We start from the raw sequence: 20,943 nt of genomic DNA, 5'->3' as shown, positions 1-20,943 counted from the left end.
ATGAAAAATTCAAAAGCGATATTAAAAACGCCGGGCACGATGAAAATTATTGCCGCCGATATCCCGGTACCCAAAGAGCATGAAGTACTGATCAAAATTGAATACGTAGGTATTTGCGGTTCAGATGTTCACGGTTTCGAATCAGGTCCCTTTATTCCGCCAAAAGACCCGAACCAGGAAATTGGCCTCGGACATGAATGTGCCGGTACGGTGGTGGCGGTAGGAAATCGCGTCAGTAAATTTAAACCGGGCGACCGGGTGAACATTGAACCCGGCGTGCCGTGCGGTCACTGCCGCTACTGTCTGGAGGGCAAATACAACATCTGTCCTGATGTCGACTTTATGGCCACGCAGCCTAATTATCGCGGCGCTCTAACCCACTATCTGTGCCATCCGGAGAGCTTCACTTACAAGTTGCCCGATAACATGGACACCATGGAAGGCGCGCTGGTAGAGCCTGCGGCGGTAGGGATGCATGCCGCAATGCTGGCGGACGTTAAACCGGGCAAGAAAATCGTCATTTTGGGGGCGGGCTGTATTGGTTTAATGACCCTGCAAGCCTGTAAATGTTTGGGTGCTACCGACATCGCCGTTGTTGATGTCCTGGAAAAGCGTCTGGCCATGGCCGAGCAGCTTGGCGCGACGACTGTGATCAACGGGGCGAAAGAGGACACCGTTGCCCGCTGTCAGCAATTCTCCGGCGATATGGGGGCTGACATTGTTTTTGAAACTGCCGGCTCGGCGATCACCGTTAAGCAGGCTCCGTACCTGGTGATGCGCGGTGGGAAAATCATGATCGTTGGGACAGTTCCCGGTGATTCGGCGATTAATTTCCTCAAAATTAACCGCGAAGTCTCCATTCAGACCGTTTTCCGCTACGCCAACCGCTATCCGGTCACTATTGAAGCCATTTCCTCCGGGCGTTTCGATGTCAAGTCGATGGTGACGCATATTTATGATTATGAAGATGTTCAGCGCGCGTTTGATGAGTCAGTCAACAACAAACGCGAAATTATCAAAGGCGTTATTAAAGTTAACCATTAATTTATTGAAAAGGGAGAAACAACTATGCTGGCAGATATTAAATATTGGGAAAATGATGCCCAGAATAAACATTATGCGATTGCCCACTTTAACGTGTGGAATGCGGAAATGTTAATGGGGGTGATGGATGCGGCGGAAGAGTCTAAATCGCCGGTAATTATTTCATTCGGCACCGGTTTTGTGGGTAATACATCGTTTGAAGATTTTTCGCATATGATGGTTTCGATGGCGAAAAAAGCCTCAGTGCCGGTTATTACCCATTGGGACCACGGGCGCAGTATGGAAATTATCCATAACGCCTGGACTCACGGCATGAATTCACTGATGCGCGACGCCTCCGCTTTTGATTTCGAAGAGAATATTCGCCTGACTAAAGAGGCGGTGGACTTCTTCCATCCGTTGGGTATTCCGGTTGAGGCGGAGCTGGGCCACGTGGGGAATGAAACGGTTTATGAAGAAGCGCTGGCGGGCTATCACTATACCGACCCGAGCCAGGCGGCGGAATTTGTCGAGCGTACCGGCTGCGATTCTCTGGCGGTGGCGATTGGTAACCAGCACGGCGTTTATACCTCTGAGCCGAAACTGAATTTCGATGTGGTCAAACGCGTGCGCGAGGCGGTATCCGTTCCGCTGGTGCTGCACGGCGCGTCCGGCATTAGCGATGCGGATATCAAAAAAGCCATTTCATTAGGTATTTCGAAAATCAATATTCATACCGAACTGTGCCAGGCGGCAATGGCGGCGGTGCAGGAGAACCAGAATCAGCCGTTCCTGCACGTTGAGCGTGAAGTTCGCAAAGCGGTAAAAGAGCGCGCGCTGGAGAAAATCAAACTGTTTGGCTCTGACGGTAAAGCGGAATGACAATATGGATAATATCGAGGTTATTTGTATAGGGGCGGCAATTGTTGATATTCCCTTGCAACCAGTGAGTAAAAATATCTTTGATGTTGACTCTTATCCATTAGAACGAATAGCAATGACCACGGGAGGTGACGCTATTAATGAGGCGACGATTATTTCTCGCCTTGGCCATCGCACGGCGTTAATGAGTCGGATAGGTAATGATGCAGCCGGTTATTTTATTGTCGACCACTGCCATCGGGAGAATATTGATATTAAAAGCCTGAAGCAGGATGTTGATATTGATACTTCCATTAACGTGGGTTTAGTCACCGCTGATGGTGAACGCACCTTTGTGACTAACCGTAACGGCAGTTTATGGAAACTGAATATAAACGATGTTGATTTTGACCGATTCTCGCAGGCAAAGCTGCTGTCGCTGGCGAGTATTTTTAATAGTCCGCTGCTTGATGGCCAGGCGTTAACGGATATTTTCACTCAGGCCAAAGTGCATGGATTAATTATCTGCGCCGACATGATTAAGCCACGGCTTAACGAAACGCTGGACGACATCCGTGAAGCGCTGAGCTACGTGGATTATCTGTTTCCCAATTTTGAAGAGGCAAAACTGCTCACCGGGAAAGATACGCTGGATGAGATTGCCGACAGTTTCCTGAACTGTGGTGTGAAAACCGTCGTGATTAAGACCGGCAAAAGAGGCTGCTTTATCAAACGTGTCGATATGAAAATGGTAGTCCCTGCCGTGTCGGGGATTACCGCCATCGACACCATCGGCGCGGGGGATAACTTTGCTTCAGGATTTATCTCCGCGCTGCTTGAAGGTAAGCCGCTTCGCGACTGCGCGCTGTTTGCTAATGCAACGGCGGCAATATCGGTACTGAGCGTGGGTGCGACGACGGGTGTGAAGAACAGAAAGCTGGTTGAACAACTTCTTGACGAATACGAAGGGTAATAGCGGCAGATGAAAATGATTCCTTTAGGCAGTACGGATATTACGCTTTCCCGCATGGGATTAGGTACATGGGCCATTGGCGGCGGTCCGGCATGGAATGGCGATCTCGATTTGCAGATTTGTATTGATACCATTGTTGAGGCGCATCGCTGCGGTATTAATCTGATTGATACCGCGCCAGGATACAACTTTGGCAACAGTGAAGTGATAGTCGGTCAGGCGCTGAAAAAGCTGCCGCGCAGCGAGGTAGTGGTTGAAACCAAATGCGGCATCGTCTGGGAGCGAACAGGCAGCCTGTTTAACAAAGTGGGCGATCGCCAGCTGTATAAAAACCTCACGCCTGAGTCGATTCGTGAGGAGGTTGATGCCAGCCTGCAAAGATTGGGTATCGACAGTATTGATATTTATATGACCCACTGGCAGTCGGTTGAACCCTGTTTTACGCCGATTGCGGAAACCGTAGACACGCTGAATACACTGAAAAAAGAGGGAAAAATCCGTTCGATTGGTGCGGCGAACGTCGATGCCGGGCATATAAGGGAGTATCTCAAACACGGTGAGCTGGATATCATCCAGGCCAAGTACAGCATTCTTGACCGGGCGCTGGAAGCTGATCTGCTGCCGCTATGCCAGCAGAATGGCATCATCGTGCAGGTATATTCACCGCTTGAGCAGGGGTTGTTGACTGGTACTATCACCCGAGATTATGTTCCTGGCGGCGCACGGGCTAACAAGGTTTGGTTTCAGCGGGAAAATATGCTGCGGGTGATTGATATGCTAGAGCAGTGGCAGCCACTGTGTGAAAAATACCGCTGCACAATCCCCGCATTAGCTCTGGCGTGGATTTTAAAGCAAAGCGATTTGATCACCTTACTGAGTGGTGCAACCGCACCTGAACAGGTTCGCGAGAACGTCGAGGCGTTAACCATTCCCCTGACAGATGATGATTCATTATTGATGAGGCGAATGGCGGAAGCGTTGGATATAAATTAAGTCGGATAGAATTGACCTCTGTTTCTGCGTAAAAAAGTATTGAAATCTGTGATTCAGACATGTTCTTTTGAAAATAAACATAGCCTGTGAGATACTAGGGTCTTATTATTACTTTGCAGGAAACAGAGGTGTCATCGTGGCGGCAAAAGACAGGATTCAAGCCATTAAGCAAATGGTGGCTAACGATAAGAAAGTGGCGGTATCTAATTTAAGTTCAATCTTTCAGGTGACTGAGGAAACGATTCGCCGCGATCTTGAAAAACTGGAAGATGAAGGTTTTTTGACCCGAACATATGGCGGTGCAGTGCTCAATACCACCGCGTTGTCCGACAATATTCATTTTTATAAGCGTGCAAAATCTTTCTTCGAAGAAAAGCAGATTATTGCCCGTAATGCATTACCGTTTATTAAAAATAAGACCACAATGGCTGCCGACTCCAGCAGTACCGCGATGGAATTATTAAAGCTGTTGAAGGAAAGAAACGATCTGACGTTGCTTACCAATTCGGCTGAAGCATTTCATGAGTTGGCGCAGTCAGAAATTAACGTGGTTTCTACCGGCGGTGAGTTGAATAAGAATACGCTGTCGCTGCAGGGAAGAATCACCAAGGAGATTATCAGCCGTTATCATGTTGATATCATGGTGATGAGCTGCAAAGGTTTGGATATGCAGAGTGGGGCGCTTGATTCTAATGAAGCGGAAGCGGAAATCAAAAAAACCATGATCCGCCAGGCGACTGAGGTGGCCCTGTTAGTTGATCACTCAAAGTTTGACCGTAAAGCTTTCGTTCAGCTCGTGGACTTTAGCCATATTAATTACCTAATAACCAATAAGGCACCGGGTGCAGAGTGGATTGCATTTTGCAAAGAGAATAATATTCAACTCGTTTATTAGCTATAACGAGGGTTGTGTCGATATTATTTTAAGTTTGCACCTGGTAAATGCCATAAGAATCTAATGATGATGGATGGCGCGGCAAAAATTTTTCTGCCGCGATCGCCATACTTTCTATTTAGCTGAATTTGAGGCATCCAGATGGAACAATGTGACCCTATCGGCGCAAGATTAGATCGCTTACCTTTATCTCGATTTCATTTTCGTATTTTTGGAATTATTAGTTTTAGTTTGTTAATAACTGGTTTTCTCAGCTATTCCGGGAATGTGGTATTAGCAAAACTAGTCAGCACAGGCTGGTCAAACAATTATCTCAATGCCGCGTTTACCTCAGCGCTGATGTTCGGTTACTTTATCGGTTCGCTAGCCGGTGGCTTTATTGGTGATTATCTCGGTCGACGCAAAGCGTTCCGCGTCAATTTGTTAATCGTCGGGGCCTCAGCCTGCGCTGCAACGTTTGTGCCCAACATGTACTGGCTTATTTTCTTCCGCTGTCTGATGGGGATTGGAATGGGGGCGCTAATTATGGTGGGCTATGCCTCATTTACAGAATTCATTCCACCCGCGGTTCGTGGGAAATGGTCTGCCCGTCTGTCATTTGTCGGCAACTGGGCACCAATGCTATCTGCGGCAATTGGCGTCGTGATTATTGCACTTTTAAGCTGGTGGGTGATGTTTCTGCTCGGCGGCATGGCAATGCTGTTGGCTTGGTATCTGTCGGGAAAATACTATATTGAATCCCCGCGTTGGCTGGCTGGCAAAGGGCAGAGAAGCGAAGCTGAAAAACATCTTATGCAGGTGGAATCGCAAATTGAGAAAGAAAAAAACATCACTTTACCATCCTGCCGGAACGAATGCTCGTCGGCGGAATTAAGCACGATAAGTGGTTCATTTTGGCTCTTGTTTAAGGGGCCAATGTTGCGCTGTACACTGGTGGCGATCACGGTGCTTATTGCAATGAATATTTCGCTCTATACCATTACGGTATGGATCCCGACGATATTTGTTAATTCGGGAATCGATGTAACGAAATCCATATTTATGACCGCGATAATTATGATTGGCGCGCCGGTTGGGATATTTATTGCCGCGTTAATTATCGATCGCTTTCCTCGGCGATTGTTTGGCTCATTCTTGTTGATTATTATCGCCTTGCTTGGGTATTTCTATTCGCTTCAAACTGAAGAGTGGGCAATTCTGAGCTACGGGCTGGTGATGATTTTTTTTCTGTATATGTATGTCTGCTTTGCCTCTGCAGTTTATGTCCCGGAACTATGGCCCACGCATCTTAGATTGAGAGGATCGGGTTTTGTGAATGCGGTGGGGAGGATTGTCGCTGTGTTTACGCCTTATGGCGTCGCTATTTTGTTGACCCGCTATGGATCGGTTACGGTCTTTATCGTGCTAGGAGTAATGTTGGTGCTATGCGCGCTGATTCTTTTTTGTTTTGGCATCGAAACACGCAAAGTATCGCTGGAAGAGATTTCAGCGCTGGCCTGAGATAACGCGCCGACAGGAGTGACCCTGTCGGCATCGCTTACGGCTGGGTTTCCAGCCAGTCGTCCAACGTATACAGCGTTGTGCCCGCAGCTGCCATTTCCATAAAGGCGTTTGCACTGTCCTGGGGGTGAATATTAACGCCACGGCAGCCGTCGGTTATAACGCTGACGGTGTAGCCAAGATCGAGCGCATCCAGAACGGTGAATTTAACGCAATATTCGGTAGCCAGACCCATGATGATGAGCTCGGCAATGCGGTGTTCGAGTAGCCATGCATTCAGCGTGGTTGCCTGACGACGACCGTTATCAAAAAAAGCACTGTAGCTATCGACCAGCGGGTTTTCACCTTTAGTGAACGTTTGAGTTATCGCACGCTGGTTCAGCAGCGGATGCAGGGCAGCACCTTCGCTGTTTTGTACGCAATGATCGGGCCAGAACGTCTGCGCCAGACCATCAAGTTGTCCCTGGCTGTAGGGCTCGACCTGATGCTGGCTGGCAAAACTACCGTGATTAGCCGGGTGCCAGTCCAGACTGGCAACGACCGTGTCGCCGCGTATGGCACACCAGTCAATCAGGCGGTTGGCGATATCGATTGTGCTGTCACCTTGTGGGACCGCGAGGGCACCACCGGCACAAAAGTCATTTTGTAAATCGACCAACAGTAAGGCTCGGGCCATGGGCATAGACTCCTTTAATCGTCAGGCGTGAGCTCACCACGCAGATTTTGCGTCATTGCTTCACGAATTGTCTGCGTATCCAGTCCCTGACTCAGCAAATAGTGCAGTTTGGTGAGTGTGGCTTCGACGGTCATATCCGCGCCGCCAATCACGCCAGCATGCGCCAGCGCATTCCCTGTCGCGTAGCCCCCCATGTTCACCTTGCCGGACATACACTGCGTAAGGTTCACCACCACAATGCCACGCGAGCTAGCATCTTCAAGTTCTTTCAGGAACTCTTTATTCTGCGGCGCATTACCCACGCCGTAGGAGCGCAAAATTAATGCTTTTACCGGCTGGCGCAGGAAGTTGCGTACTACATCAGCGGAGATCCCAGGATAAATAGTGACCACGCCAATCGGTTGCGGAGTGATAGGATGGACAATCAACTCACCTGTGCCGTGAGGTGCGGGCGGTGTTCCCAGCCGACGAATGTGGATCCCGGCTTCCAGCAGTGGTGCAAGGTTGGGTGAGGCAAACGCGTCAAAACCATCAGCATGCGCTTTAGTGGTCCGGTTACCGCGAAACAGTCGGTTGTTGAAAAACAGGGTCACTTCATTGATCGGATAATTTGCTGCAACGTACAACGTATTCAGCAAATTGATTTGTCCGTCAGAACGTAGCTCTGCTAATGGGATTTGTGACCCTGTCACAATGACTGGCTTGCCCAGATTCTCCAGCATAAATGAGAGCGCCGAAGCCGTAAACGCCATGGTGTCAGTGCCGTGCAGAATGACAAAACCATCGTAATCGTCGTAGTGCGTCTTAATGTCTTCAGCAATATGCTGCCAGTCTTCTGGCGTCATATCGGAGGAATCCATCAGCGGGACGTATTCGTGGATGGTGAAGTCTGGCATCTCTGGGCGGTGGAATTCAGGCATCAGTGCCAGCTGACGCTGGAGATGACCGGAAACAGGAATATAACCCTGTTCTGAGCGCTGCATACCAATGGTACCGCCGGTATAGGCAACGTAAATCGATTTCTTTTGCATGGGCGTCACAGGTTAAGTTGTGCATAAACAGGCGCAGTATAAAGTCCCCCCCGAAAAAATACAGTGCAAATGACGCATACCTGCCATCCGATCAATATGTCATTTATGTTCAGTGCCTTGTCCCGTTTGTTCAGTGTGGTTTTGCACCCTCGGCCCTACAGTAGCAGCCTTCTATGGTGTGTGTTGTTGTCGAGTGCAGAAATGATCAGAAAGAGAATTGATAATGCGGCTATTTTGCTGATGGTGGTGATTTGCGGTGTCTGGGGCAGTCAGCAGGTGGCAATTAAAGCGGCTGCTGATGATATGTCACCTTTTTTGCAGGTCGGTTTGCGTTCCGCAATCGCCGCGCTGTTTATTGGATTGCTGTTTCAGCGACGAGATAATATTTTTGGCCTTCTGCGTGACCGTAATATCGCCAAAATGGGCGCAATCGTTGGATTACTATTTGCGCTTGAATTTGTGCTGGTTTCCGTAGGGATCACGTTAACGACGGCCTCCCATATGGCGCTTTATCTGTATACTGCGCCTTTGTTTTCGGCCATTGGATTACATTTTCTTTTACCTGAAGAGCGACTGAGTCGTCTGCAATGGTGTGGGCTTGCGATCGCCTTTTTGGGCATCGCCATCGCCGTTACGATGGTTCCTCAAAATGGCAATACACAATGGAGCCTGACGGGCGATCTGTGCGGGCTTTTCGCCGGTATGGCGTGGGGGGCGTCCAGTGTGGCGATCCGCTGTAGCCGACTCGCCACTATTCCCTCGTCCTGCACACTGTTTTATCAACTGGCGACTACCGCGCTGATTTTATTGCTTATCGGACTGATGCTGGGAGAAACGACGGTACAACTGACGACTGTGTTGGTGATGAGTCTGACTTTTCAGACGGTGATTGTCGCCTTTTTAAGTTACCTGATCTGGTTTACCCTGCTGCGTTATTATCATGTCGCATCTTTGGGAACCCTGATTTTAATGACGCCAGCGATGGGAATCATTGCCGGGGTACTCTTTCTTGGTGAATCCCTGCAGCCCGCGTTTATCGCAGGCGCTCTCTTGATATTGATTGGATTGCTTTGTGTTTCATTACCCCCCAGCGCGAATTTACGCCGCCTTTCACGTTTATAACGGGAGCCTGAAGTGAAGAAAGACCTGAGAATTTTTCAGCCAGGCGAGTGGGCGGATGGAGACATCATTACGGCTATCGATGCGAGTCAGACAGAGACACCGCGCAGACCACAGTTGAATGTCGGCATTCTTCTGTGGCCGGAATTTCCTCTGCTGGCGCTGGCGGGGCTAACCGATGCGTTACGTCATGCGGCGGATATGGGGGATGATAGCCAGAAAATTCGCTGCTCCTGGCGTCTGATGAGCGCTACACCAGACCGACCAGTTCTAAGCAGTTCAGGAATGGCGATGATGCCGGATAGCGCATTCGTTGCACCGGAACAATTTGATTATGTGGTGGTGATTGGCGGCTTGCTGCGCAGTATGGCGAAAGCCGATCGGGCCGCGCGACGTTACCTGCATCTTGCGCATCAGCTCAACGTTCCGCTGGTAGGTATCTGCACGGGGAGCTTTGTTCTGGCGCAAGAAGGTTTCCTCAATGGGCTGATGGCGGCGATCCATCCCTGGCATCTGAATGATTTTAAAACGCAATTTCCTCAGTTGGCTGCCCGTAGCGGGATCGATTTTGTTGAGGAAAAAGGGATTCTGACATGTCCGGGGGGCATTTCGACGATAGGGCTGGCAACAGAGCTTATTCGCCGCCACTGTGGTCCCGACAGGGCGACAAAAGCCATCTTCCAGATGTCCGTCCCCAACCGCATAGACAGCACGTCAGTGGCGGTCTCCAGAGCGATAGGTTTTACCCACGTGAGCGACAGTCGGTTACGCAAAGCGGTCTTTTTAATTGAGCAAGGACTGGTAAAGCCCATTTCGACCCGCTGGCTGGCCGCTGAAGTCAACCTGAGTCCGCGACAGCTTACCCGGTTGTTTAACGCCGAGTTCGCCCAATCGCCGGGAGAGTTTATCCGACGTGCGCGTTTGCGTTATGCCCACTGGCTGCTAATGAATTCTGGAGAGAGCGTCACGGAGATTGCGCTGCGTCTGGGATTTAGCGACTGTGCGCACTTTATTCGTTTGTTTAGTCGGGAGTTTGGCTGTACGCCTGGAGATTGTCGCAGTACGCGACATCAGAATGCATAAAAAATGCTGCCCCGACTTGGGGCAGCATTGGCAGATTAGCGAACGTTGGCGCAGGTCAGGCAAAACGCATAGCGGTTTTGCGGATCGTTAAACGCGGCCAGCTTATCGCTCTCCGCTTTAACCGTACTCGCCGCAGAAGCGAGCGGCGCCGGGAGCATCGCCTGGATAGCTTCAGGCAGCATGGCACGAACGGAACCGGACATGCTATCCATCACCATATCAACGAATGTCGGTTCGTCCTGATAATACTCAATGTGCCATTGCTTCAGTTTGGCCAGCTCAGCCGCTTTCGCCACGGCGTCATCAAAATCACCCAGACTGTCTACCAGACCGTTGGCTTTCGCATCCTGGCCGGTCCAGACGTGGCCCTGCGCGATTTTGTCAATCTGCTCAGGCGTTGTCTTACGCGCATCTGCGACCAGCGTGATAAAGCGCTTATAGCCGTTCTCGATGCTCAGTTGCATCATTTGCTGCACTTCAGGTGGTAACGCTTTGGTGATGGAGATATCCGCCAGTGGGGATGTCGCCACGCCGTCGGTGTGTACACCAATGGAATCCAGACTGTTTTCCACAGTGTTGATCACGCCAAAGATCCCGATTGAACCGGTCAGCGTGCTGGGGTTCGCCACAATGTAGCTTGCTGGGGTGGAGATCCAGTACCCGCCGGATGCCGCCATGCCCCCCATGGACACGACAACCGGCTTGCCTGCCGCTTTTGCCGCAGCCAGCTCAGCGCGAATGACTTCGGAAGCGCTGACGCTGCCGCCAGGGCTGTTCACGCGCAGCACAATTGCTTTCACTTTCGGATCAAGACGCGCTTCGCGGATCTGCGCGGCAGTCGTGTCACCGCCCACATTCCCAGGGGTTTCTTCACCGTCCATAATTGCGCCATTCGCGAAGACGACGCCAATGCTGTCCCCAGTATCCGCTGGCGTTTTCAGCGAGTAATCGTAATAGCTGACGGCGCGATAATTTTTATCCGCTTTGCTCCAGCCAAACTGTTTGGTCAGCATTTTTTCGACTTCGGCGCTGGAGGCCAGTGCATCCACCAGTTTGTTGTCGAGCGCATATTTCGCGGTATCACCATCGACTTTTGTCAAACCGTCCAGCATGGCCTGTGCGCCCGGGAACACCTGCTGAGCAGGGATCTGGCGGTTGGCAGCGACCGTGTCGAGATAGTTCTGCCACAGCTCGCCGATCCAGCGGCTGTCGGCCTCGCGCGCGGCAGGAGACATATCATCACGAATGAACGGTTCTACGGCAGACTTATAGGTCCCGACACGGAACACGTGTGTGGAAACTTTCAGCTTGTCGAGCAGGGACTTGTAGTACAAACCGTTGGTGGCAAAGCCGTGCAGATCAACGGAACCCTGCGGAGAGAGATAAATTTTATTGGCGAAACTAGCGAGGTAGTACTGCCCCTGGCTGAAGTTATCGCCCACGGCAAAGACCGGTTTGCCGCTGTCGCGGAATTCCCGCAGCGCTTTACCGATATACTGCATGGAAGGCTGGTCGGCCCCGGCAAAATTTTTCAGATCCATCACAATGCCGGTGATGTTGCGATCATCTTTTGCCTGGCGAATAGTATTCACGATATCGAACAGGGAGTTTTCCTGCAGACGATCGGAACTGGCGCCAAACAGCTGACGACCAATAACGCTTAAGCGACTGGTGCTCGAAGGCTTATCGACAATCACCCCCGAGATATCCAGCAGCAGTGCGCCTCGCTCAGCGTGTTCACTGGTATTGCTGCTGCTGACCTGCATCCAGATGCCCACGCCCACCAGCACCAAGAAGATGAAGAACAGGTTAAGCACAAATTCACGGACGAAATTGAGTAATCGCCATGTCCATTTAAAAAATCCGGCAATAAATCGCCACAGGGTTCGCATGTATTCTCCCTACCGATTAACAACACGCCACCCCGAAATTCCGGAGAAAGGCGATAAGATGAGGCTATCGTAATGACCCGACAGGCACTTGTCAGCAGGAATCACCGCCTGTGCTGTAACAAAATCCGCTCACGTGTTAATTTTGTGAACAAATCTCATTGTTGGAGTTAAGCAAATGGATGCACTCGAATTACTGATTACCCGTCGTAGCGCCTCTCGTCTCGTCGAGCCAGCCCCGACAGGAGAGCAGCTACAAAACATTCTGCGTGCGGGAATGCGCGCGCCAGACCACAAAACGCTGCAACCGTGGCAATTCTTTGTCATTGAGGGCGAAGGGCGTGAGCGTTTTAGCGCGGTGCTTGAAAAAGGGGCGATTGCCGCAGGCAGTGACGAGAAAGCCCAGGAAAAAGCGCGCAGCGCACCGTTTCGCGCGCCGTTGATTATTACCGTGGTGGCGAAATGTGAAGAAAACGACAAGGTTCCTCTGTGGGAACAAGAAATGTCTGCCGGTTGTGCGGTGATGGCTATGCAGATGGCCGCAATTGCCCAGGGCTTTGGCGGTATCTGGCGCAGTGGTGCATTAACCGAAAGTGCGGTCGTTCGCGAAGCATTCGACTGTCGCCCGCAAGATAAAATCGTCGGTTTCCTCTATCTGGGCACACCGCAGCTAAAAGCATCCACGACGATTAACCTTGCCGATCCGAGCGCATTCGTCCGTTATTTCTGATATCAACGGCAAAACTGTCTGGATTCTGAGCAAAGACACCCGAATTCAGACAGTCACTCTTACCACATCAAGGAATGAGCGCTACCATATCCGGATTGCAATGACAGGAGATGTCCATGAGCGAGCAAGCTATTCGTTTAACGCAATACAGCCACGGAGCCGGTTGCGGTTGTAAAATTTCCCCAAAAGTGCTGGAAACCATCCTGCACAGCGAGCAGGCGAAGTTTGTTGATCCGAACTTACTGGTGGGTAATGAAACCCGCGACGACGCGGCCGTATACGATCTGGGAAACGGCACCAGCGTTATCAGCACCACCGATTTCTTTATGCCGATTGTCGATAATCCGTTTGATTTTGGACGCATCGCCGCGACTAACGCCATCAGCGATATTTTCGCCATGGGCGGCAAACCGATTATGGCAATTGCTATTCTGGGCTGGCCGCTGGATAAACTGGCACCGGAAATCGCCCGCGAAGTCACCGAAGGCGGACGCTTTGCCTGCCGTCAGGCGGGTATTGCGCTGGCGGGCGGCCACTCTATTGATGCCCCAGAGCCTATCTTCGGCCTTGCGGTAACCGGCGTTGTGCCGACCGAACGCGTGAAGAAAAACAGCACCGCTGAGGCAGGGTGTAAGTTGTTCCTGACCAAGCCTCTGGGCATAGGTGTTCTGACAACCGCAGAGAAAAAATCACTGCTGAAGGAAGAACATAAAGGACTGGCGACAGAAGTGATGTGCCGGATGAACATTGCCGGTGCTGCATTCGCCGATATTGACGGCGTGAAAGCCATGACCGATGTTACCGGTTTTGGTCTGCTGGGGCATCTGAGTGAGATGTGCCAGGGCGCAGGCGTTCAGGCACAGATCGTCTACCAGGATATTCCTAAGCTGCCTGGCGTTGAAGAATACATCGCGCAGGGCGCGGTGCCGGGTGGTACCCAACGTAACTTTGCCAGCTACGGACACCTGATGGGTGAAATGCCGCAATCGGTACGCGATCTGCTGTGCGATCCGCAAACTTCAGGTGGTCTACTGCTGGCGGTAACGCCGGAAGCTGAAGCCGAAGTGAAAGCGGCAGCGGCGCAGTTCGGTATCGATCTCACCGCCATTGGTGAGTTAGTGGAAGCTCGTGGCGGTCGCGCCATGGTTGAGATTCGTTAACTCGATGCGGTTGTTTATTGCCGAAAAACCAAGTCTGGCGCGTGCTATCGCCGATGTGCTGCCGAAGCCGCATCGCAAAGGCGATGGTTTTATCGAATGCGGAAATGGACAAGTGGTGACCTGGTGTATTGGTCACCTGCTTGAACAGGCGCAGCCGGATGCCTACGACAGTCGTTATGCTCGCTGGAGTCTGGTCGATCTGCCGATTGTCCCTGAAAAGTGGCAACTGCAACCGCGCCCCTCGGTGACCAAACAGCTCAACGTCATTAAGCGCTTTTTGCATGAGGCCAGCGAAGTTATTCACGCCGGTGACCCCGATCGTGAAGGGCAACTGCTGGTAGATGAAGTGCTGGATTACCTGCAACTGGCACCTGAAAAGCGTCAGAAGGTGCAGCGTTGCCTGATTAACGACCTCAACCCGCAGGCCGTTGAGCGGGCTATTGAGCGGCTGCGTGCCAACAGTGAGTTTATCCCGCTGTGCGTGTCGGCACTGGCGCGAGCGCGTGCGGACTGGTTGTACGGTATCAATATGACGCGCGCTTACACCATTCTTGGACGTAACGCGGGCTATCAGGGCGTACTTTCGGTCGGGCGCGTACAAACGCCGGTGCTCGGGCTGGTTGTGCGCCGCGATGAAGAGATAGAGAACTTCGTCGCCAAAGACTTCTTCGAAGTGAAAGCGCATATCGTAACGCCCGTCGATGAGCGGTTTACCGCTATCTGGCAGCCGAGCGAAGCGTGTGAGCCGTATCAGGATGAAGAAGGGCGCTTGCTGAACCGCACGCTGGCTGAACACGTGGTGAACCGCATTAACGGTCAGCCGGCGATAGTCACCAGCTATAACGATAAACGGGAATCAGAATCCGCGCCGTTGCCGTTCTCGCTGTCTGCGTTGCAGATTGAAGCGGCGAAGCGCTTCGGTTTAAGTGCGCAAAACGTTCTGGATATCTGCCAGAAGCTGTATGAAACCCATAAGTTGATTACCTATCCGCGTTCGGATAGCCGTTATCTGCCGGAAGAACACTTTGCCGGACGTCACGCGGTACTGAACGCGATTAGCGTCCATGCGCCGGATTTGCTCCCGCAGCCGGCGGTCAATCCCGATACGCGAAATCGCTGTTGGGACGACAAAAAAGTGGATGCGCACCACGCCATCATTCCTACCGCGCGTAGTTCATCCATCAACCTGAATGACAACGAAGCGAAAATTTACAACCTGATTGCCCGTCAGTATCTGATGCAATTTTGCGCAGATGCAGTATTCAGGAAGTGCGTCATTGAGCTGGACATCGCCAAAGGCAAGTTTGTCGCCAAAGCGCGTTTTCTGGCGGAAGCCGGATGGCGCACGCTGCTCGGCAACAAAGAGCGCGACGAAGATAATGACGGGACGCCGCTGCCGGTGGTGGCAAAAGATGACGAACTGCTGTGCGAAAAAGGCGAAGTAGTTGAACGTCAGACCCAGCCCCCGCGGCACTTTACTGATGCAACTCTGCTGTCAGCGATGACCGGGATTGCGCGATTCGTGCAGGATAAAGATCTGAAAAAGATCCTGCGCGCAACGGATGGTTTAGGTACGGAAGCGACGCGCGCCGGAATTATCGAGCTGCTGTTTAAGCGCGGGTTCCTGGTGAAAAAAGGACGTTATATCCATTCGACCGACGCGGGAAAAGCGCTGTTCCACTCGCTGCCAGAAATGGCGACGCGCCCGGACATGACAGCGCACTGGGAATCTATCCTGACCCAAATCAGCGAAAAGCAGTGCCGCTATCAGGATTTCATGCAACCGCTGGTGGGGACGCTGTATCAGCTTATTGATCAGGCGTGCAGCACACCGGTACGACGCTTTCGTGGAATTGCCGCGCCGGGCGGTAGTGGTAGCGATAAGAAAAAAAGCGCGCCGCGTAAACGTCCGGCGAAAAAAAGCCCGCCATCTGAAGAGGCGGGCCTGTAAGTTTGTAGGCCTGATAAGCATAGCGCATCAGGCTTAGCCGGATGCGGCTCCCGTGCCTAATCCGGCCTACTGGCCTGCAGAGACAATATTAAATCACGCCCTGACCCAGCATCGCGTCGGCAACCTTCACGAAGCCCGCGATGTTGGCGCCACGTACGTAGTTGGTCTGCTTGCTTTCGCCGCCGTATTCAACGCAGGCATGGTGAATATCCAGCATGATGTGGTGCAGGCGCGCATCCACTTTCTCCGCTTTCCAGCCCAGACGAGCGGCGTTTTGCGCCATTTCCAGACCGGATGTCGCTACGCCACCGGCGTTGGCGGCTTTACCCGGTGCGAACAGTACGCCCGCTTCGAGGAACAGATCGGTGGCCTCGATAGTGGTCGGCATGTTTGCCCCTTCGGCGACAGCTTTCACGCCGTTGGCGATCAGTACGCGCGCTGCATCGACATCCAGTTCGTTCTGAGTGGCGCACGGCAGGGCGATATCGACCGGAACCGACCACGGCTGTTTTCCTTCCAAATAGGTCAGGCCAAACTCACGGGCGTAATCCGCCACGCGACCGTCACGGCTGTCTTTGATCGCACACAGACGCGCCAGTTTTTCTTTAGTAAATCCGCTTTCGTCAACTACGGTACCGCTGGAATCGGAGGCGGTAACTACTCGCGCGCCAAACTCCATGGCTTTCTCTATGGCGAATTGCGCTACGTTGCCGGAGCCAGAAACCGCCACGCGCATGCCTTCAAAGCCCAGACCATGGCGTTTGAGCATTGCTTCGGTGAAGTACACCAGACCGTAGCCGGTGGCTTCCGGGCGGATCAGGCTGCCGCCAAAAGAGAGACCTTTACCGGTAAAGACGCAGGCGCTGTTGTTGGACAGTTTTTTCATCATCCCGGCCATAAAGCCGACTTCACGACCACCCACGCCGATATCGCCCGCCGGAACGTCGGTATCAGGACCTAAATGGCGGAACAGTTCGGTCATCAGTGCCTGGCAGAAACGCATGATTTCGCCTTCGCTTTTACCTTTCGGATCGAAATCGCTCCCGCCTTTACCTCCGCCCATTGGCAGCGTGGTGAGGGCGTTCTTAAAGGTCTGCTCGAAACCCAGGAATTTCAGGATCGACAGGTTCACGGAAGGGTGGAAACGCATACCGCCTTTGTACGGGCCAATGGCAGAGCTAAACTGTACGCGCCACGCGCGGTTGACCTGCACCTGATTGCGATCGTCCAGCCAAACTACGCGGAACTGGATCACGCGCTCCGGTTCAACCAGACGTTCCAGCAACGACATCTGACGATAACGCGGGTTCTGCTCAAGAAAGGGCCACAGCGTCGTCATTACCTCACGAACGGCTTGCGCGAACTCGGTTTGATTCGGGTCGCGCTTTTGCACATGGTTGAGAAATGACTCCAGAGAACATGTCTGATCCATAGATATAAGAACCTCTTATGTATTGATATGGTTATATTTTTGATATTTATGTTATGTGTTGTGCAGTTTTTGACTATACCATCAGCAGTGTGACGTGACGCAAGAAAAAATTAACCCCGCTAAGTAAATTAATATTGCGCCGTGGGTCATAACCAAAAGCGATGATGGAAGGGACTAAAGTTTCTGCCGATTTATACCGTTATACTGAGCATAAATGTCAGTTAAAAAGGAAAGACAATGCGCCGTTTAATCATGGCAGGAGCGTTGGTACTGGTGTCCTGCGCGACGCTGGCAAATCAGCTTTATCGCCCGGACGTGCAGGTGAATGTACCGCCGGAAGTGTTCAGTTCCAGCGGTCAGCGGGCGCAGCCCTGTAGCCAGTGCTGTATTTATCAGGATCAAAACTACTCTGAAGGGGCGGTGATTAAAGCCGATGGCGTTCTGTTGCAGTGCCAGCGCGATGATAAAACGATCAGCACGAATCCGCTGGTCTGGCGGCGTGTAAAAGGATAAACGCCTCTAACAACGGGATATCGGCGGGTGCCAGCGGATAACGCAGCGCCTCTTCGGGTGAGCACCAGACGATATCCTGATGTTCAAACGCTCTCAATTCCCCCTGAAAAGACGGTACATGCCAGGCGTGTAGGTGAATCAATCGGCCTGAAACCTCGCGTTGATGACTGGCAATGTAGCGCCCCACGACCGCCTCAATGCCCAACTCTTCACGCAGTTCACGGATCAGCGCCTCGGGCTGACTTTCGCCAGATTCAACCTTACCGCCGGCAAACTCCCACATGCCTGACTGATCCGCATGCAGCGGACGTTGAGCCAGTAAAATTTTGCCATCACGTTCAATGATAGCGGCGACCACGTCGAGGGTTTTCATCATATTCATCAAGATCTAACAGCAGAAAATGACATACTATCGTTATCTTTGTTTTATCTAAAGTATTCAGGAGCCACCGTTGAACGAACCTCAGTCGTGGGTAAAGCCGTTAACGCGTATCCCTTCCAGTTTAAAACCGCTCGTTGCAACGCAGAAAAAACATTATGGCGATGTGCTGCATCCCACGCGCTGGTGGGGGCGGATGCCGTTTCTGTTCTGGCTGGTGGCGCTGTTTGTCGGGTTTCTGGAGCGTAAAAAGGCGCGCTTAACGCCGGTGATGCGTGCGCTGTTGATGACCCGCGTTTCTCAGGTCTGCCACTGCGCTTTCTGTATTGATGCGAATAGTTTACGGCTGGCAGAACGCTGTGGCGCGCTGGATAAAGTCATGCAGGTTGCCACCTGGCAAGATTCGACGCTGTTTAGCGCTGAAGAACGCGTAGCGCTGGCCTATGCCGATGCGGTTACCGCAACGCCTCCACAGGTTGACGATGCGCTGAAAGTGCAGATGAAGCAGCATTTTACCGATGATGCCATTACGGAAATGACCGCGCTGATTGCGTTTCAAAATCTCTCGGCGCGTTTTAATGCCGCTCTCGATATTCCCTCGCAGGGACTGTGCGACAGTTTTAAAGGACGCCCGCATGCTTGACCGCCATCTTCATCCACGATTAAAACCGCTGTTGCATCGGTGCGTAGGTATTATCGATAAACCGGCGATTACCCCGGACGGACTTACGCTGGTCGGATTTGCCATTGGCGTGCTGGCGTTGCCATTTCTGGCGTTAGGCTGGTATCTGGCGGCGCTGGTGGCCATTGTGCTCAATCGGTTGTTTGACGGGCTGGATGGGGCGCTGGCGCGGCGCAGAGGACTAACCGACGCGGGCGGATTTCTCGATATTTCGCTCGATTTTTTGTTTTACGCCCTTGTGCCGTTTGGTTTTATTCTTGCCGCTCCGGCGCAAAATGCGCTGGCAGGCAGTTGGCTGTTGTTCGCGTTTATTGGCACCGGTAGCAGCTTTCTGGCCTTCGCCGCACTGGCAGCGAAACATCAGATCGATAACCCCGGTTACGCGCATAAATCGTTTTATTATCTTGGCGGGCTGACCGAAGGAACTGAGACAATTTTGCTGTTTGTGTTGGGGTGTCTGTTCCCGGACTATTTTGCCGTGCTGGCGTGGGTCTTTGGCGCGCTGTGCTGGATGACAACGTTCACCCGGATCTGGAGCGGATATCTGACGCTGAAAACCGTTCAGCGTCAGGCGTAAGGTAATGCGTTGCCGGATGCGCTTCGCTTATCCGGCCTACAACGATGATATATCCAGGCTTGGTAAAGCGTTCTCGCCGCATCCGGCAATAATGCCAGTCTTACTTGCTGGCGTCTGGACCCCGTTCACCGCTGGCGACCGGGTTTTTCGGATTGCTGCTCCACTCGTACCAGCCACCATCGTAAACAGAGACGTTTTTCCAGCCCATTGCGCGGGCATACATAAACGTTTCTGAAGCACGCCAGCCGGTACCGCAATAGAAAGAGACCTGTTGATTCGGCAGGATATTCCATTGCTTCCACATGGCGGCGATGTCATCCGCGCTGCGCATGGTGCCATCCGGATTATGGAAATCTTCCATATGGGTAGAGTCGCTGCCCGCGTGGCCCCAACGCGCGCCTGCGATCTCGCCTTTTGGCTTAATGTAGCTGTAGCCGCTGGTAGTACCGACAAATTCTGGCCATGAACGAATGCTTACCAAAGACGCATCCTGGCGATGCAGCAGACCGCGCGCCTGTTCCGTATCGAGCATCAGCTGCGGCTGGGCAGGGATTTTTACGCCGAAATCAGGTTCTGGTTTCACCGTTGGCGGAGTGCCGCGTTCGACCGGTAAACCTGAGTCGGACCAGGTTTGCCAACCGCCGTCGAGCAGACGAACGTCTTTCACGCCTGCGTACAACATAATTTGTGCCACGCGTGCGGCGGCATAGACATCGCGGCCGTATAAAATTACCGTGGTGTCGTGGCGGATACCGTGTTTCGCCAGCATCGCTTTAAGCTGCTCATCGGAAACTTTATTCCACAGCGGTTCGCTTTCAACTTCATTGGTATCAATGTAGCCCGCGCCGGGGATGTGGCTGAGCAGATACAACTTCGGCGCGCCCCAGGCGGCTTCAATCACTTTCCAGTCACCCGCCGGTTTGGCAGTCACGTCTTTACCCTGCTGAAGATTGTGCAGCCACTGTGGGTAGACCAACTGTTCGAAGTGCGGCAGACGTTGCAGACGCGCAGGATCTGTCAGCGCATCGCTGAGGGTTGAAATCTGGTTAAAGCCAACTTTTTGCAGACGGGATTTAACGGCCTGCATGTCGTTATCACTGCCATACAGCGCCACCGGAGCGTCGGTCTTAAGTTGATGTGACTTAACCCAGGCGCTGAGTTGTTCATCATTCATCTTGTCGAGCCAGGCGGCAGACAGGTTCAGTGCGGAAGGTTCGTGTCCTGAAGGACTATTGAGCGATTGTGGCCAGCCGTTGTAAAAAGCGCTCTGACGGGTATCGATCGCCGCGCCTTGCTTTTGCTGTAACTGGTTGAGGGTGAGCGTCTGTGCTGTTTCAGCAGCCCAGGAAGAAGCGCAAGCGAGCCCTAAAGCCAGTGCCAGCGCGGTCATTTGAGAAACACGTTTCATCGAATAGCCCGACGTTGAAAAAAAGAAGACGACATTCTGTGCCGCCAGTTACGTAAAAACCTTGCGTT

The 20,943-nt window shown here is 52.3% G+C and carries 20 protein-coding genes; 14 read left to right on the top strand and 6 right to left on the bottom strand.

What is annotated here, in order from left to right:
* From ACHHZ7_RS08055 to ACHHZ7_RS08030, 6 genes are all read left to right on the top strand, one after another.
* Window positions 1-1,044: an NAD(P)-dependent alcohol dehydrogenase gene (locus tag ACHHZ7_RS08055; RefSeq protein ID WP_003832485.1), complete on the top strand. Its 1,044-nt coding sequence runs from the start codon at window positions 1-3 to the stop codon at window positions 1,042-1,044.
* A 24-nt stretch (window positions 1,045-1,068) separates the two neighbouring features.
* Window positions 1,069-1,905, top strand: a complete 837-nt coding sequence (locus ACHHZ7_RS08050; protein WP_003832486.1) for a ketose-bisphosphate aldolase — start codon at window positions 1,069-1,071, stop codon at window positions 1,903-1,905.
* Between the two features lie 4 nt (window positions 1,906-1,909).
* Window positions 1,910-2,857 carry a sugar kinase gene (locus tag ACHHZ7_RS08045; protein ID WP_057068373.1) on the top strand — a complete coding sequence of 316 codons (948 nt, stop codon included), beginning with the start codon at window positions 1,910-1,912 and terminating at the stop codon, window positions 2,855-2,857.
* 9 nt (window positions 2,858-2,866) lie between these two features.
* Window positions 2,867-3,850 carry an aldo/keto reductase gene (locus ACHHZ7_RS08040; RefSeq protein WP_060682321.1) on the top strand — a complete coding sequence of 328 codons (984 nt, stop codon included), beginning with the start codon at window positions 2,867-2,869 and terminating at the stop codon, window positions 3,848-3,850.
* 136 nt (window positions 3,851-3,986) lie between these two features.
* Complete coding sequence (locus ACHHZ7_RS08035) at window positions 3,987-4,745, top strand: DeoR/GlpR family DNA-binding transcription regulator (RefSeq protein WP_032943120.1); 759 nt, start codon at window positions 3,987-3,989, stop codon at window positions 4,743-4,745.
* 141 nt (window positions 4,746-4,886) lie between these two features.
* Window positions 4,887-6,245 (top strand): MFS transporter, encoded by a 1,359-nt coding sequence (locus tag ACHHZ7_RS08030; protein ID WP_192464020.1) that lies wholly within the window; start codon window positions 4,887-4,889, stop codon window positions 6,243-6,245.
* 37 nt (window positions 6,246-6,282) lie between these two features.
* On the opposite strand, the gene pncA is transcribed toward ACHHZ7_RS08030, so the two are convergent.
* A complete protein-coding gene (gene pncA / locus ACHHZ7_RS08025) occupies window positions 6,283-6,921 on the bottom strand; it encodes a bifunctional nicotinamidase/pyrazinamidase (protein WP_060682320.1) in 639 nt (212 codons plus the stop codon).
* 14 nt (window positions 6,922-6,935) lie between these two features.
* The gene (ansA, locus tag ACHHZ7_RS08020) at window positions 6,936-7,952 is read right to left on the bottom strand and encodes an asparaginase (protein WP_060682319.1); all 1,017 of its coding nucleotides are present in this window, start codon (window positions 7,950-7,952) and stop codon (window positions 6,936-6,938) included.
* A 201-nt stretch (window positions 7,953-8,153) separates the two neighbouring features.
* On the opposite strand from ansA, the gene ACHHZ7_RS08015 reads away from it, so the two are divergent.
* Window positions 8,154-9,074, top strand: a complete 921-nt coding sequence (locus ACHHZ7_RS08015; protein ID WP_048214359.1) for a DMT family transporter — start codon at window positions 8,154-8,156, stop codon at window positions 9,072-9,074.
* A 12-nt stretch (window positions 9,075-9,086) separates the two neighbouring features.
* On the top strand, window positions 9,087-10,154 hold the full coding sequence (locus tag ACHHZ7_RS08010; protein WP_060682318.1) for a GlxA family transcriptional regulator: 1,068 nt from the start codon (window positions 9,087-9,089) through the stop codon (window positions 10,152-10,154).
* 35 nt (window positions 10,155-10,189) lie between these two features.
* On the opposite strand, the gene sppA is transcribed toward ACHHZ7_RS08010, so the two are convergent.
* Entirely contained in the window at window positions 10,190-12,046 is a 1,857-nt protein-coding gene (sppA, locus tag ACHHZ7_RS08005; protein WP_008784539.1) for a signal peptide peptidase SppA, read from the bottom strand.
* A gap of 175 nt (window positions 12,047-12,221) precedes the next feature.
* Between sppA and ACHHZ7_RS08000 the strand changes: the two genes are divergently transcribed.
* From ACHHZ7_RS08000 to ACHHZ7_RS07990, 3 genes are all read left to right on the top strand, one after another.
* Window positions 12,222-12,773, top strand: coding sequence for an NAD(P)H nitroreductase (locus ACHHZ7_RS08000; protein ID WP_008784540.1), 552 nt, complete (start codon window positions 12,222-12,224; stop codon window positions 12,771-12,773).
* A 116-nt stretch (window positions 12,774-12,889) separates the two neighbouring features.
* Window positions 12,890-13,933, top strand: a complete 1,044-nt coding sequence (gene selD, locus ACHHZ7_RS07995; protein WP_003832497.1) for a selenide, water dikinase SelD — start codon at window positions 12,890-12,892, stop codon at window positions 13,931-13,933.
* 4 nt (window positions 13,934-13,937) lie between these two features.
* Window positions 13,938-15,884: a DNA topoisomerase III gene (locus tag ACHHZ7_RS07990; protein ID WP_060682317.1), complete on the top strand. Its 1,947-nt coding sequence runs from the start codon at window positions 13,938-13,940 to the stop codon at window positions 15,882-15,884.
* 88 nt (window positions 15,885-15,972) lie between these two features.
* On the opposite strand, the gene gdhA is transcribed toward ACHHZ7_RS07990, so the two are convergent.
* Window positions 15,973-17,316, bottom strand: coding sequence for an NADP-specific glutamate dehydrogenase (gene gdhA, locus ACHHZ7_RS07985; protein WP_003832501.1), 1,344 nt, complete (start codon window positions 17,314-17,316; stop codon window positions 15,973-15,975).
* Window positions 17,317-17,568: 252 nt separating this feature from the next.
* Between gdhA and ACHHZ7_RS07980 the strand changes: the two genes are divergently transcribed.
* Window positions 17,569-17,829 carry a YnjH family protein gene (locus tag ACHHZ7_RS07980; RefSeq protein WP_171846094.1) on the top strand — a complete coding sequence of 87 codons (261 nt, stop codon included), beginning with the start codon at window positions 17,569-17,571 and terminating at the stop codon, window positions 17,827-17,829.
* On the opposite strand, the gene ACHHZ7_RS07975 is transcribed toward ACHHZ7_RS07980, so the two are convergent.
* A complete protein-coding gene (locus ACHHZ7_RS07975; protein ID WP_048227038.1) occupies window positions 17,789-18,202 on the bottom strand; it encodes a pyrimidine (deoxy)nucleoside triphosphate diphosphatase in 414 nt (137 codons plus the stop codon). The genes ACHHZ7_RS07980 and ACHHZ7_RS07975 overlap by 41 nt on opposite strands.
* Before the next feature lie 79 nt (window positions 18,203-18,281).
* Between ACHHZ7_RS07975 and ACHHZ7_RS07970 the strand changes: the two genes are divergently transcribed.
* Together ACHHZ7_RS07970 and ACHHZ7_RS07965 are read left to right on the top strand one after the other, a co-directional pair.
* Window positions 18,282-18,851 (top strand): carboxymuconolactone decarboxylase family protein, encoded by a 570-nt coding sequence (locus tag ACHHZ7_RS07970; protein WP_032943126.1) that lies wholly within the window; start codon window positions 18,282-18,284, stop codon window positions 18,849-18,851.
* Window positions 18,844-19,467 (top strand): CDP-alcohol phosphatidyltransferase family protein, encoded by a 624-nt coding sequence (locus ACHHZ7_RS07965; RefSeq protein WP_060682316.1) that lies wholly within the window; start codon window positions 18,844-18,846, stop codon window positions 19,465-19,467. The genes ACHHZ7_RS07970 and ACHHZ7_RS07965 overlap by 8 nt, the downstream gene beginning before the upstream one ends.
* Window positions 19,468-19,567: 100 nt before the next feature.
* Here the strand turns inward: ACHHZ7_RS07965 and ACHHZ7_RS07960 are convergent, their stop codons facing one another.
* A complete protein-coding gene (locus ACHHZ7_RS07960; RefSeq protein WP_060682315.1) occupies window positions 19,568-20,875 on the bottom strand; it encodes a sulfurtransferase in 1,308 nt (435 codons plus the stop codon).
* Window positions 20,876-20,943: the final 68 nt, after the last annotated feature.

The organism is Citrobacter freundii complex sp. 2024EL-00216 (assembly GCF_043945515.1).
GTDB lineage: Bacteria > Pseudomonadota > Gammaproteobacteria > Enterobacterales > Enterobacteriaceae > Citrobacter > Citrobacter portucalensis.
Note: the sequence above shows the minus strand (reverse complement) of the source record. Positions and strands in the feature narration are given on the sequence as shown.

What these genes read in the sequence shown, in the direction of transcription:
- ACHHZ7_RS08055 (WP_003832485.1), top strand. Translation starts at nt 1, where the DNA reads ATGAAAAATTCAAAAGCGATATTAAAAACGCCGGGCACGATGAAAATT.
- ACHHZ7_RS08050 (WP_003832486.1), top strand. Translation starts at nt 1,069, where the DNA reads ATGCTGGCAGATATTAAATATTGGGAAAATGATGCCCAGAATAAACAT.
- ACHHZ7_RS08045 (WP_057068373.1), top strand. Translation starts at nt 1,910, where the DNA reads ATGGATAATATCGAGGTTATTTGTATAGGGGCGGCAATTGTTGATATT.
- ACHHZ7_RS08040 (WP_060682321.1), top strand. Translation starts at nt 2,867, where the DNA reads ATGAAAATGATTCCTTTAGGCAGTACGGATATTACGCTTTCCCGCATG.
- ACHHZ7_RS08030 (WP_192464020.1), top strand. Translation starts at nt 4,887, where the DNA reads ATGGAACAATGTGACCCTATCGGCGCAAGATTAGATCGCTTACCTTTA.
- pncA (WP_060682320.1), bottom strand. Translation starts at nt 6,921, where the DNA reads ATGGCCCGAGCCTTACTGTTGGTCGATTTACAAAATGACTTTTGTGCC.
- ansA (WP_060682319.1), bottom strand. Translation starts at nt 7,952, where the DNA reads ATGCAAAAGAAATCGATTTACGTTGCCTATACCGGCGGTACCATTGGT.
- ACHHZ7_RS08015 (WP_048214359.1), top strand. Translation starts at nt 8,154, where the DNA reads ATGATCAGAAAGAGAATTGATAATGCGGCTATTTTGCTGATGGTGGTG.
- sppA (WP_008784539.1), bottom strand. Translation starts at nt 12,046, where the DNA reads ATGCGAACCCTGTGGCGATTTATTGCCGGATTTTTTAAATGGACATGG.
- ACHHZ7_RS08000 (WP_008784540.1), top strand. Translation starts at nt 12,222, where the DNA reads ATGGATGCACTCGAATTACTGATTACCCGTCGTAGCGCCTCTCGTCTC.
- selD (WP_003832497.1), top strand. Translation starts at nt 12,890, where the DNA reads ATGAGCGAGCAAGCTATTCGTTTAACGCAATACAGCCACGGAGCCGGT.
- ACHHZ7_RS07990 (WP_060682317.1), top strand. Translation starts at nt 13,938, where the DNA reads ATGCGGTTGTTTATTGCCGAAAAACCAAGTCTGGCGCGTGCTATCGCC.
- gdhA (WP_003832501.1), bottom strand. Translation starts at nt 17,316, where the DNA reads ATGGATCAGACATGTTCTCTGGAGTCATTTCTCAACCATGTGCAAAAG.
- ACHHZ7_RS07980 (WP_171846094.1), top strand. Translation starts at nt 17,569, where the DNA reads ATGGCAGGAGCGTTGGTACTGGTGTCCTGCGCGACGCTGGCAAATCAG.
- ACHHZ7_RS07975 (WP_048227038.1), bottom strand. Translation starts at nt 18,202, where the DNA reads ATGAAAACCCTCGACGTGGTCGCCGCTATCATTGAACGTGATGGCAAA.
- ACHHZ7_RS07965 (WP_060682316.1), top strand. Translation starts at nt 18,844, where the DNA reads ATGCTTGACCGCCATCTTCATCCACGATTAAAACCGCTGTTGCATCGG.
- ACHHZ7_RS07960 (WP_060682315.1), bottom strand. Translation starts at nt 20,875, where the DNA reads ATGAAACGTGTTTCTCAAATGACCGCGCTGGCACTGGCTTTAGGGCTC.